The sequence below is a fragment of the Flavobacterium gelatinilyticum genome (genome assembly GCF_027111295.1).
Classification (GTDB): domain Bacteria; phylum Bacteroidota; class Bacteroidia; order Flavobacteriales; family Flavobacteriaceae; genus Flavobacterium; species Flavobacterium gelatinilyticum.
Genome location: NZ_CP114287.1, coordinates 4321806 through 4334148 on the forward strand (window position 1 = coordinate 4321806; position 12343 = coordinate 4334148).

12 protein-coding genes and 1 tRNA gene are annotated in these 12343 nt (G+C 34.0%); 2 read left to right on the forward strand and 11 right to left on the reverse strand.

What is annotated here, in order from left to right; genetic code table 11:
• Nucleotide 1 precedes the first annotated feature (1 nt).
• The 4 genes from OZP11_RS18555 to OZP11_RS18570 form a co-directional block, all read right to left on the reverse strand.
• Entirely contained in the window at nt 2-769 is a 768-nt protein-coding gene (locus OZP11_RS18555) for a ParA family protein (RefSeq protein WP_281231999.1), read from the reverse strand.
• Nucleotides 770-1013: 244 nt separating this feature from the next.
• Nucleotides 1014-2240 (reverse strand): DUF3999 family protein, encoded by a 1227-nt coding sequence (locus OZP11_RS18560; RefSeq protein WP_281232000.1) that lies wholly within the window; start codon nt 2238-2240, stop codon nt 1014-1016.
• Entirely contained in the window at nt 2227-4713 is a 2487-nt protein-coding gene (locus OZP11_RS18565; RefSeq protein WP_281232001.1) for a DUF2339 domain-containing protein, read from the reverse strand. Before OZP11_RS18565 ends, OZP11_RS18560 begins: the two co-directional genes overlap by 14 nt.
• 270 nt (nt 4714-4983) lie before the next feature.
• A tRNA-Pro gene (locus OZP11_RS18570) sits at nt 4984-5058 on the reverse strand.
• Between the two features lie 176 nt (nt 5059-5234).
• On the opposite strand from OZP11_RS18570, the gene trxB reads away from it, so the two are divergent.
• A complete protein-coding gene (gene trxB, locus OZP11_RS18575; RefSeq protein ID WP_281232002.1) occupies nt 5235-6182 on the forward strand; it encodes a thioredoxin-disulfide reductase in 948 nt (315 codons plus the stop codon).
• Nucleotides 6183-6342: 160 nt separating this feature from the next.
• Here the strand turns inward: trxB and OZP11_RS18580 are convergent, their stop codons facing one another.
• The 5 genes from OZP11_RS18580 to OZP11_RS18600 all read right to left on the reverse strand — a co-directional run bounded on the left by OZP11_RS18580 (nt 6343) and on the right by OZP11_RS18600 (nt 10750).
• On the reverse strand, nt 6343-7179 hold the full coding sequence (locus OZP11_RS18580; protein WP_281232003.1) for a GIN domain-containing protein: 837 nt from the start codon (nt 7177-7179) through the stop codon (nt 6343-6345).
• A gap of 82 nt (nt 7180-7261) precedes the next feature.
• Complete coding sequence (locus tag OZP11_RS18585; RefSeq protein WP_281232004.1) at nt 7262-7996, reverse strand: head GIN domain-containing protein; 735 nt, start codon at nt 7994-7996, stop codon at nt 7262-7264.
• A gap of 3 nt (nt 7997-7999) precedes the next feature.
• Complete coding sequence (locus OZP11_RS18590; protein ID WP_281232005.1) at nt 8000-9739, reverse strand: PspC domain-containing protein; 1740 nt, start codon at nt 9737-9739, stop codon at nt 8000-8002.
• A gap of 3 nt (nt 9740-9742) precedes the next feature.
• Nucleotides 9743-10075 carry a PadR family transcriptional regulator gene (locus tag OZP11_RS18595; protein WP_008464689.1) on the reverse strand — a complete coding sequence of 111 codons (333 nt, stop codon included), beginning with the start codon at nt 10073-10075 and terminating at the stop codon, nt 9743-9745.
• 219 nt (nt 10076-10294) lie between these two features.
• On the reverse strand, nt 10295-10750 hold the full coding sequence (locus OZP11_RS18600; protein ID WP_281232006.1) for a DUF4870 domain-containing protein: 456 nt from the start codon (nt 10748-10750) through the stop codon (nt 10295-10297).
• A 254-nt stretch (nt 10751-11004) separates the two neighbouring features.
• On the opposite strand from OZP11_RS18600, the gene OZP11_RS18605 reads away from it, so the two are divergent.
• Nucleotides 11005-11457 (forward strand): DUF4442 domain-containing protein, encoded by a 453-nt coding sequence (locus tag OZP11_RS18605; protein ID WP_281232007.1) that lies wholly within the window; start codon nt 11005-11007, stop codon nt 11455-11457.
• Nucleotides 11458-11613: 156 nt separating this feature from the next.
• On the opposite strand, the gene OZP11_RS18610 is transcribed toward OZP11_RS18605, so the two are convergent.
• A complete protein-coding gene (locus OZP11_RS18610; protein WP_281232008.1) occupies nt 11614-11772 on the reverse strand; it encodes a hypothetical protein in 159 nt (52 codons plus the stop codon).
• Between the two features lie 143 nt (nt 11773-11915).
• Entirely contained in the window at nt 11916-12236 is a 321-nt protein-coding gene (locus OZP11_RS18615; protein ID WP_281232009.1) for a hypothetical protein, read from the reverse strand.
• Between the last annotated feature and the right edge of the window lie 107 nt (nt 12237-12343).

The following is a 12343-nucleotide window of genomic DNA, read 5'->3' on the forward strand; positions in this document are numbered from 1 at the left end:
ACTATTTACTGTTTTTCTTTATAATTTCCTGAGCTAAGTGAATATAGTTTACAGCACCTTTGCTTGTAGCGTCATAATTAATGATGCTTTCACCAAAACTCGGAGCTTCACTTAATTTTACATTTCGCTGGATAACCGTATCAAAAACCATATCGTTGAAGTGTTTCTGAACCTCTTCTACAACCTGATTAGATAAACGTAATCTTGAATCGTACATTGTTAATAATAAACCTTCGATGTCAAGATCCGGGTTATGGATTTTTTGAATACTTTTAATAGTGTTCAGTAATTTTCCTAATCCCTCAAGTGCAAAATATTCACACTGAATAGGAATAACTACAGAATCTGCAGCTGTTAAAGCATTCAGGGTTAACAAGCCAAGAGATGGTGCACAGTCGATAATGATATAATCATATTCTTGTTTTGCCTCTTCTAATGCTTTTTTAAGCATGTACTCACGGTTTTCTTTGTCAACCAATTCGATTTCGATCGCAACAAGGTCAATGTGAGCAGGAATCACGTCAACGTTTGGAGATGTACATTTTAAAATGGCTTCTTTTGGTGTTACTGTATGCTCGAGAATTTGATAAGTACCGGTTTCAACTGATTCTACGTCGATTCCAAGACCAGATGTTGCATTGGCCTGCGGATCAGCGTCGATCAATAATACTTTTTTCTCTAAAACACCTAATGAGGCTGCAAGATTTACTGATGTAGTAGTCTTTCCAACGCCTCCTTTTTGATTAGCAATAGCAATGATTTTGCCCATTTATTTTCTGAATTTTGAACCGTAAAAATACAATTATTTATGGTTTTTGAAAATCTATTTTGTTAACATTTAAGAAAGTTTGGCTAATCGTGGTTTCATGGGTGTTTCGGTGAATCTGATTTTAGTTATAAAATGAAATAATCCGGAAATTCTACGATGTTTATTTTGTTTTTTGTTCTAAAAAGAAGCAGAAACAAAATTTTCTGCAATAAAATTGATCATCGTAATTGTTCTATTTTTGAAATTAGTTTTGCTTTTTTAGATCTTTTACGAGACTTGCCGTAAAAAATAAAATGGTTATTCCTCCCAGAATTATGCAGATCCACATGAACCAGGCTTGCTGCCAAAAGGATTTTGCGTCGTTTTCGCTTTTCATTTCAGATGTGTGTTCGATGTCTGAAACAACGACCTGAGGCAAAGCAGCGTCTATCCTGTTTTTGAAATCAGAAAGATCATAACGGGGCTGTACAGCATTTTCACTGCCGGTTTTAAGGGTGTAATTTTCATTTACATTTAAATCGGCAATAATAGAAATCGGTTTCTGATTGAATTTTACAGATAATATATTCAAAGGCAGATTGTCTTCGTTTTCAATTTTAAGGAACAGTTCTTTTTCAAATATTTCGGGAATGGTAAAACTGTTTTTCGTATTTGAATTTAATTCGAAAGAAGCTATTTCCTCATCGTAAACTTCTGTTTTTCTTTTTATTTTATGTTCAGTTCTTTTATACAAAACAGCATGCCGGTTGTAATAAGTAGGTTTTGAAATTTCAAAAGCGATCTGATTTATAATCTGCGGATGGTCAAAAAGTACCTGAATGCGGGTTTCTTTTTTTGAAGAATCCTCACTAACCGTTGTTTTTTTTGGAGTGATTTCTTCTAAGCTTATTATTTGTGTATTAGTAGTGAAGTTTCCAACTTTTAGAACATTTACCGGAAGTGTTTTTTTGTCGTCAAACTCTATTTTTAAATATTTATATGTATTTAACGGATAGGTAATTGTTTTGGTAACAGTGGGTTCTGTGCCACTGTTCAAATCATATAAAGTTTGTGAATCGGAAATTCCGAACCATTCTTTTTGATCGTCGCTTCCTGAAACTGAATATTTTTTTACAGCATCAGAATTAGCTATAATAAGCGAAAGCTGTTTGTTGTTTTTAACAGCCGGAAGTTCAATAATAATTGCAGAGTTTTTCTTTGGCTCTGTTTTTTTTGAAATTATATGATATTCTATAAAACTGTCTGATGATATATTGGTACTGTTCTGAATAAAGTAAGGTACCTCGTTTTCTTTTGAGTCAAAAATTCTGATATCGCTCAAATCTTGTTTAGAGTAAGAACGGATTTCCGGCGACAGTCTGATTTCATGAAAACCATTCTGTAAAACTTTATTGAGTTTTCCGGTTGTCTGAAACTGCCCCAGACAAATATTGGTCAATAATAACAGCAGTAAAAATTTAGTTGGTTTCATTTGATTCAGGTTTGTTTTCGTCTATAACTAAGACTTTAATTTTTTGGTATACGAATGAAATAATCAGGATTAAAATTCCTAAAAGAATAAACGAGATTATTTTTCCGGTTTCAGAAATGTTGCTTATGTCGTATATAAATAATTTCAGGATGGTTAAACCTAATAACGATAAGGCAATAATTCGCAGTGATTTGTTTTGTTTTTTTATTCCGATAATTAAAAACACAAAAGCCAGGATTCCCCACAGTACCGGGAATCCGGTTTTGATTATTTTTATTCTTGCCATTTCGATATTGTCTTCTGCCAATGTCTCGCGAATGTAATTTGTATTGAGTTTGTCAATTTTAAACATATCCGTCTGCTGAATCTGAGCTGCTGTAACAGGTGAATTTAAAAACTTAAAACCATGAAGCATCAACTCACTGCTGGCAATATATACGATTATAAAAGAAGCTGCCCAGACAAAACTCTTTTTGCTGAAGAAGGAGAAAACGGTTTTTTTAGAATTTATCTTATACACTAAATACCCCAAGTAAATAGTAATAAGAAGTGAAATATAATGAAGATAGAAAGCGATTGGCTGTCCGCTGCCAAAGATTATAATGTCTTCATGTTCATTAAAAGCATAATAACTGAACCAGAATGCAAACAGAATAATATTGATTAAAGCAATTAGTGCAGCACCCTGATATCCTGTGTCGGTTTTCTTTTTTGCTAAAAATCCTGCCAGTACAGCCGAGAATAGCAAATGATATACAACAGGAAGTGCCGCTGCAGAACTTGAATTTTCTATTGCGTAATTAGATTGGTAAATGACTTCAAACAATCCTGCTAAATAACTAATTAGAAAGCCTGCCTGAATAATGAAATTTCTATATTTTTCAGGATTAAACCTGAATTGGTAAAGTTCGACGCTTTCGCTCTCCTTCTTTAATAAAAACCAAACAGCAAACAATGAAGCCGCTGCGAATAATCCGGTTGTGAATATTGAATTGATTACAATATTTAAGATCTCATCTCCATTGTAATATTTGTTCCAGTCCATTATAAGGCTGATAAGCATTAAACCGTGTACAATTACAGAACCAAATCTGTAACTGCTGATTTTTGATTTTTGCGAAAGCCATAATAACAAAACAGCTTCTGCTGCCCAGAACAACGTAATATAATTGCCTTCAAACTGAATAGGAATTGCCAGTGTAATGAATGTCAGTGTTAATCCAATAAGAAGATAAACCGCTCTTTTATCCAAACCGAATTTTTTATATAAAAACCAGGCATAAGTAAGATTGAGTAAGGCGATTGCGGTTGTAAAAAGTCCTCTTAATTCCGGATGATAAAGATGTAAAATAGACATTCCGGCAGCATAAAACAAAAAGGTGTTGCTGGCTAATATAGTTAATTGCGCAGTAGAGAATTCTCCTTTTGTTCTTATATTATTGATGATGTTCATCAGGATAAAAATGAAATAGAAAACAAATCCAAAAATTAAAGCTCCAAGATAATGGGGTTTGTCAGCTTGTAATTCCTGCGAAAGCCATCCGCCGTACAACAAAACGGTAAAAATGTATGATAAGATGTTAACCAGATTCCATTTTTTGTGATAAGCCAATGCTAAAATACCAACATTGAGGATTCCGATGTAGGTAAACAATACCACATAATTTCCTTCTCCGGTGCTGACCATAAAAGGAACGGCAAAGCCTCCTATCAGGGAAAGAACAGCCAGTTCAATTCGGTTATAAGATAAAGATATCAAAGCACTGAAAGCTGTAATGATAACCATTATGCTAAAAGCAGCGGTTTGATTAAATAAATGATAATCATGAAAAGCAATTCCAATTGTGAAATAAAAAATGGCAATCGCACCTGCTACAATTACTGAGCTGAATGCTGCATAACTTTTACGCAGTTTGTGAGCAACTCCCATAACCAAAACACCGCAAAGAATCCCAATGCCAACACGTGCAGGCTCGTTAATCCAATCTTTGTCGATTGCGTATTTTACAAAATAACTGATTCCTAATACCAGAATTAAAATACCAATTTTATTGATTAGGTTTTCACCGATAAATTTCTCGAGGTCCGGATTTTTTTCTTTGAAGTTTTCCCAGAATGATTTTTGTGGTTCAGCAGGTACAATTGGTTTTCGCACCGTTTCCTGAAAAACAGGAGCCGGTTTTGATTCCATAGAAAAAACAGGTTTTTCTGCTTTTATTTCCGGGGTTTCTTCTTTTTTAGGTAAGATGACAGAAGGTTCTGTTATTACGGGTCTCTCGGGTTTAATTTCTTCTTTTGGAGTAATTATAGGAGAAGTTACCGGTTTTTCTACAGGTTTTTCGGTTGGTTTTAGCAGATCTATTTTTTTATTGAGCTTTTGAATATGGTCTTCGAGATTGTCGAAACGACTTTTTATGTTGTTCAGAAGGTAAATTAAGAAAAAAAATAATCCGACTAAAAGAAAGCTTTCCATGTCAAAATAATATAATGTTACGAAGGTGTAAATATAGCAACATTTTAATAGGAGGGGTGTTTTTTTAGTTTTTTTCGCGTTAATGTTGTGTAGGGTGCGTTTAACCGCAAAAAGCTAAAAGGAGAAAAACACAAAGTTTGCTAATTTATCGGGATTTTGGTATTATGAGTAAACATTGCAGATAGATTTATTTTGATGTTGTTTCTGCTGTTTTGCGATAATGAGAAAGCTTGTAAAACAAAAAAGCCGAACATTTCTGTTCGGCTTTTGTCGGGGTGGCAGGATTCGAACCTGCGGCCTCCTGCTCCCAAAGCAGGCGCGATAACCGGGCTACGCTACACCCCGAAGATGTAATGGTTTACTGCCCGAAAGCGGATGCAAAGATAGAAATAAATTTCATTTATAAAAGCAAAATTTTAAAAATAAATAAAACTTATTTTCGGATAGTTATTTAGGATTTATTTTCGGCGTTATTTTTTATAATAAAGTTTACATTTGCAACTCTTAAAACAATACACATTATGTCAGATACAATCGAAAAAATTAAATGCCTTATTATAGGTTCTGGTCCTGCAGGGTATACTGCGGCTATTTATGCAGCCAGAGCAAATATGAATCCGGTTTTATACCAGGGGATGCAGCCAGGAGGCCAGTTAACTACCACTAATGAAGTAGAAAATTTTCCGGGATACGTTGATGGTGTTACAGGGCCGGAAATGATGATTCAGTTACAGGAGCAGGCAAAACGCTTTGGTGCTGATATTCGTGACGGCTGGGCTACAAAAGTTGATTTTTCAGGCGGAGTTCATAAAGTATGGATCAACGATTCAATTGAATTACACTGCGAAACTGTTATTATTTCTACAGGTGCTTCGGCTAAATATTTAGGATTACCATCAGAACAGCATTATTTAAATATGGGCGGGGGAGTTTCTGCCTGCGCCGTTTGCGACGGATTCTTCTATCGCAATCAGGATGTAGTAATTGTTGGAGCAGGAGATTCTGCCTGCGAAGAGGCGCATTACTTATCTAAACTTTGTAAAAAAGTAACGATGCTGGTAAGAAGCGAGAAATTCAGAGCTTCTAAAATCATGGAAGAACGTGTTCGCAAAACAGAAAACATCGAAATTTTAATGAACCACGATACTGTTGAAGTTCTTGGAGATAATAATGTGGTGCATGCTATTAAAGCCTTAAACAAAACTACAGGTGAAGTTATCGAAATTCCGGCAACAGGTTTCTTCGTAGCTATTGGCCACAAACCAAATACGGATATCTTTAAAGATTATATCACATTAGATGAAACAGGTTATATCGTAAACACTCCTGGAACTTCTAAAACAAATGTTGAGGGTGTTTTTGTAGCAGGAGACGCAGCAGATCACGTATACCGTCAGGCAATTACTGCTGCAGGTACAGGATGTATGGCTGCTCTTGACGCTGAAAGATATTTGGCTTCTAAGGAGTAATTTCTTTAGTCTCAGTTTTCAGTCTCGGCCGCAGTCTGAAAAAAATATATAAAAAAAATCCCAATCAATACGATTGGGATTTTTTTTATAGTCTGTAAACTGTAAACTGTAAACTGTAAACTGTAAACTGTAAACTGTAAACTGCGACTGAAAACGGTCACTATTTAATCTTCTTAAACAGCTTAGCTTCTTCAGAAAAACGGGTTAGTTCTATTTTAGGACTTCCGTATAATGAAAGTTCTGATTTATCACTCGCGGCAATCGATGCTGCGATTTCTACTAAAACACTGCCAACAGAAGAATTTTCGGCTGTAATGTTTGCTTCTTTCATTGTAAATTTTGTTCCTGTAAATATTGAATTGTTATCTAAACGAATAGTAGCTTTTTCGGTAATTCCTTCAATAGCAGCGGTAGATTTTTGGTATAAATCGCATTTAAATTTCGTAGCAGAAACCAAAGATTTGATAGATGAATTTTTACTTAACTGTAAATTTCCTTCATCTGCTTTTAAGTTCAATTCTGTTTTTGATTTATCATCGGCAATAAGGCTGAATTTTTTCGAGTTTACATTTAAGTACAATCTCGAATAGTCAAAACTGTTAAATGTAATATCGTCCAGCTGAATTTCCTGAATGGCATAAATTTTTGCTTCATTTTTAGAAATTACTTTATTCAGTGACCCTGTATATGTAACACGGACAGCCAGTTTTTTAAAAATAGTGCTTTCTTTTGCGGTATAAATACGAAGCGTTTTTTCTCTTAAATCAAATGCGATAATATCGTGCAGGTTATCATCGGCTTCGATTTTGATTTCGTTTTTTTCTCCTTTTTCTAAATAAACCTCTAAATTGTCATCTGCTTCGAGACCGTCAAAACTTCCTACGTCTTTAATAGATGTAGTTACATTTTTAGATCCTTTTACTTTTTCTCTTTTCTGAGCGAAAGTTAATGTTGTCACTAAAAGTAATAAAAGCAACGCTGTATTTTTTCTCATCATTCTGAATTTGATTTTGGCAAATATAAAAAAATCATCCACTTAAGATGAATGATTTCTTTTATATTTAACAGTTCCGTAAATATTAGCTTTGGCTGACACTTCCTCCTGAACTTGTTGATTTTTCGATCGCCTTAGGAACATTGTTGTAGTTAATATTGCCTCCGCTGCTAGCCTGAGCTTTAAGACGTAAAATAGGATGAACATGTATTACAGCACCGCTTGAAACTTCTGCATCAATATCATTTGCCAATAACTCGCCGGCCTGGATTGAAGAACCGCTCGAAGCCGAAGTTTTAACTTTTAAAGCCTTTCCTTTAATATCTATCGAACTGCCGCTGCTTGAATTACAGGAAACATCGTCTGATTCAACATCTACATTCATCGATGCCGCACTTGAGGCTTCCAGTTTAATATCCTCTCCGTGAAGAACATTTATACTTCGAACCGTCGAGGCACTTGATGCTTCTATTTTTTCAATCGAAGGTATTCTTACCGTTACTTTTTTCTGAGTTACATTGCGGAATGAAGAAAACTTGCATTTAATTACCAGAGTCCCGTTTTCTACTTTAGTAATAATTTCTTTTTGAAGGTTATCATCGGCCTCCACTTTAATTGAAACCGAATCAGATTGTTCAACAACCAAATCTATGGCATTGCTTACTTCAATATTTTTAAAATCTCCCTGAACGAATCTTTTTTCAGTAGTCACATTGCCGCTTCCTTCAATGCTGTTCATGTTTAAATTGCAGGATGCAAATAATAATGCCGTAATTGCTGCAATAAAAAATTTTGTAATATGAATGATTATTTTGATCATGGTTTAGTTAATTTTAATTATAACTCCGTTTTTATCAGTGGTTAGTCTGCTTTTGGTTGTTTTACCGTTTATAACTTCTTTTCCATTTATTTTAATCGAAACTTCTTTTACGGTATCGTTTGTGATTTCATTGTCATAATCGTCATCGTTTGCATCATAACTGTCCTTATGATCATTTTCATTTTCAGGACAGTTTAAACATTTAATTTTAGAACCTTCAACTTTGTAGTTGTAATTACCGCTGAAATGAAGATTGAAAAAATCATTATCAGAATCATCATAATCCTGTAGAGAAGCGTCTGGTTTGAACAATTGTCCTTGAGGTAAATATAAGTATATGTTAATTTCCTGACCTCTGAATTTGTTTTTCACTTCTGTGAGAAAATGATTATCCAAAATTAACTGATTTCCGTTAATCTGAAATTTAAAATTGATTTTTTCTGCTCTTTTTTTCGCATTGGTAAATGAATTTCCTCTTGCGCTTTTTTCAATCTGAACATACGGCGAAGCTTCATCTGTACGTAAAACGTGTAAACGTACATTTGTAGAGTAGATTAAATCGTTTCCTGCTGAATCCTGAACAAATTCAAACTCACCGTACTGCTCCAAATCTTTTGCGTAATAATCATTGTATCTGAATTTTACATACAAAGTATCCTTTGGCGTAATGGGTATAGCTCTTTTTTCGACTACTTTATTATTATACGATACCTCCGTTGCTTGTTTAATAAGAATACTGATTGTGATAGTAATCGCAACAATCCATACCGCTAACAAAGTGTATTTAGCAAAATTACCAATTGATCTTAAATTTGGAGATAATAGTTTAAAACCTAATAATGTTAAGAAGAAAAACGGAATTCCAACAGCAAAAAGCATCAATAAACCAAATGACCAGATAGGATAATCTGTAAAGTTTTCAGCTTCTATAAAATTCTGCCATGGGAAATCAATAAAAACGTTCGTTCCTAAAGTAAACACTCCAATTAGCAGCAAAACCAAAGTTGCAAGTCCTGCCATAATCAAAACTACGCCTAAAACCTTTGCAAAGATTTTAAAAACCGTCATGATAAAGTCTCCAAATGAACTACTTATTCTCTCAGCTCCCGACTTTACCTGGTTTCCCATTTTGTCATAATCTGCATTTTTGAATTTTTCAGATAATGAGTCAATTTCCTCGCGTACTTTTTTTTCGATGTTCGAAATGGTAACCGGCTCTCCTGTCATTTCCAGTTTTTCAGAAGTTGTAACTGCCTCAGGAGTTACAATCCAAAGTACAAAATAAGCTAAGATTCCTGTTCCAAAACCGGCAAAAACAAAGATTAAGAATACAATTTTAATCCATACGGCATCAATTCCAAAATAGTGTCCCAAACCTGTTGCCACACCTCCAACCATACCGTTTTCTTTGTCACGGTATAATTTTTTATGACTTCTTTTATTGTAATTATTATACGGTGCTCCGGTATTTTCTTCATCTTCGATTCTGTAATCTTCCGGCTGCCCCATAACCGCAATCACTTCGTCAACATCTTTCAGTGCAACAACATGCTTTTCGCTTTTTTGTTTTTCTGTTAAAAGTTCAGAAACACGCATTTCGATGTCTTTTATAATTTCATCTTGTCCTGATGAGTTGTTAAGAGATCTTTTTATAGCGTCAAAATAGCGTGTCAATTTTAAATATGCATCTTCATCGATGTGAAAAAACATACCGCCTAAGTTAATATTTACTGTTTTGTTCATGACTTATTGATTTTGATTGGTGATTAGATTTACGGCATCCGACAATTCTGTCCAGGTACCGCTGAGTTCGTTTAAAAATGTTTGTCCTATTTCGGTTAATCCGTAATATTTTCTTGGCGGTCCTGATGTTGATTCTTCCCATCGATAATTAAGCAAACCGTCGTTTTTCAGTCTAGTTAAAAGCGGGTAAACTGTTCCCTCAACAACTAATAATTTCGCGTTTTTTAAAGTGTCTAATATTTCAGATGTGTATGCGTCTTTTTCTTTTAATACTGATAAGATGCAAAACTCAAGAACACCTTTGCGCATCTGTGCTTTTGTGTTTTCAATGTTCATAATTTCATTTCATTTTTTTTAGATTGAACAATTCGTTTTTTGATTGATGATGATTGATTGATGATTGATTTTTTTTTGGAGCTGTTTCCTGCTATCCGTTCCAATCTTTTGTGCCTCCCGAAGCCTCGGGATCCGCACAAAAGGATTTCCACTTCTATCAGGGCTGGTTCCTATATTGTCTATAACCTTTAACCTCTGTTACACTGAGCAGATCCCCAATTACTTAATAAAAGGAATTGTTAGCGGATATTTGTATAATTCTCCGTTTGAAGCTTTTATAGAAGCATAGATTACCAAAAAGAATTCAACAAATTTTAAAAACCCAAAAAGTAAAACTGCTGTTGCACCTACACTTAAAAGTCCGATGCTGTCTTCGAGATTAAAATTTCTGATAAAGAAATCCTCGTCATTAAAAACTGCTTCGATTGGCAGATTTTGTAAAAAGACAGTCAGGAAAATTGGAACCGCGATTAATGCTAAAACCAATGTGTAAAGCAATAAACTAAGTTGAAAATTCAAAGCTTGTTTTCCGTGGTGGTTTACAAATTCTGATTTGTCTTTGTAGCTCGACCAGATAATAATTGGGAAAATGTAATTTCCAAATGGAATAACGTATTGACTTAAGATGCTTAAATGTGTGAATGCCGAAGTATTCTTTTCTGATGATTTTTCCATGATGAGTGGTGTTGATGATTGTATGATTAAAAGTATATAGTATTTTCTTATGCAAATATATGTTCAAAAAACAGTATCTTGTTTTGCATAGTACCTAATATTAACAAAAAATTAACATTTTAAAAATTTGAATTCTATAGATAATTACTTGAAAACCATTGTTAAGTATTGATTTTACTGACAAGTTTATAAAGTAATATCGATTTATTGTGCGTGCATAGTTTTTTTGTATTTTTACATAAAAAAACAATCACATGGCAATTTCTGTATCAAAACTCAACAAATTTGTATTATTCAAATTACCATCGGCATACTTTTGCGGGGTGCGTGTAAAAGCAATTGATAAGGACAGATGCATCGTAAGTGTCAAGCATCGCTGGATAAATCAGAATCCTTTTAATTCGATGTATTTTGCAGTTCAGGCCATGGCGGCAGAATTGACCACAGGGGCATTGGTTATTTCGCAGATACAGGAAAGCGGAAAAAAGATCTCAATGCTGGTCGCTAATAACAAAGGAAACTTTACCAAAAAAGCAACGGGCCGCATTACATTTGTCTGCAACGACGGACATCTTATTGTTGATGCAATTCAAAAAACCATAGAAACAGGCGAGGGACAGACTTTCTGGATGAAATCGATAGGAACAAACGAAGAAGGCGTTCAGGTCTCTGAAATGGATTTTGAATGGAGTATTCGTGTGAAATAGGTTTTTACGGCAGATTTCAAAGATTTAGTGATTTCTAAATATTCGGTTTGCCCCGAATTACATTTACTGCAAATTTTACACAAATGCGAGACGCAGAAGTAATTTGTAATATTCGCAGCAAAAAAAGACCTCAAATCTGAGGTCTTAGAATTTCAATTATTTTTTAGTGCAGCAAGCTTTTTTATCTTTCTTGTCTGTTGTTTTTTTGCAGCAAGATTCTTTTTTTGTGCTTTCTTTTTTTGCCGGTTTTGTGTTCTGAGCACTTACGCTGATGGAGAATAAGGCAATCGTTACGATAGTAATTACTTTAGTCATTTTGTTTAAATTATTTTTTGTTAAAGATTGTAATTGGTGAATCAAATATAAAAGGAATAATGATTCGTAAGAATAATCGTGTTGTTAATGTTTTTGTAAAAATGGACAGCTGGTTTAATATTCATTAAAAATGACAATACGTATCAGCTTAATTTTTTTCTCATTCGATTTCTAATTAGAAACTGAATAAGCATGATTGTCAATAAAACGCCAAAAATTAAAAGTTCAAATACTATCATTCCAACTAAGGGCAGACCGCAGCGGATTTCTCCATTAGATCGATCTCTTAAATTGTGACTTACAATAGTAAAAGCGAGATACGAAACCAGAATCTGCAGCAGAAAATTGATTACAGAAACTTTAGTTAAATTCAGCTTTACGCTTTCGTAAATCTTTCTTATCCCAAAAATGATTTGAAATACTAATGGCAAAACAAGTAAAATCAAAGGGTTAATCTGATGCATAAAATGGTTTTTTAGTTTTGTTTCAGCTTTCAAAAGTAATGCCATTATGTTTTAAATGAACTTCTTTTATAGAATCTCATGAAATATGAATTTATATTACTTAAATG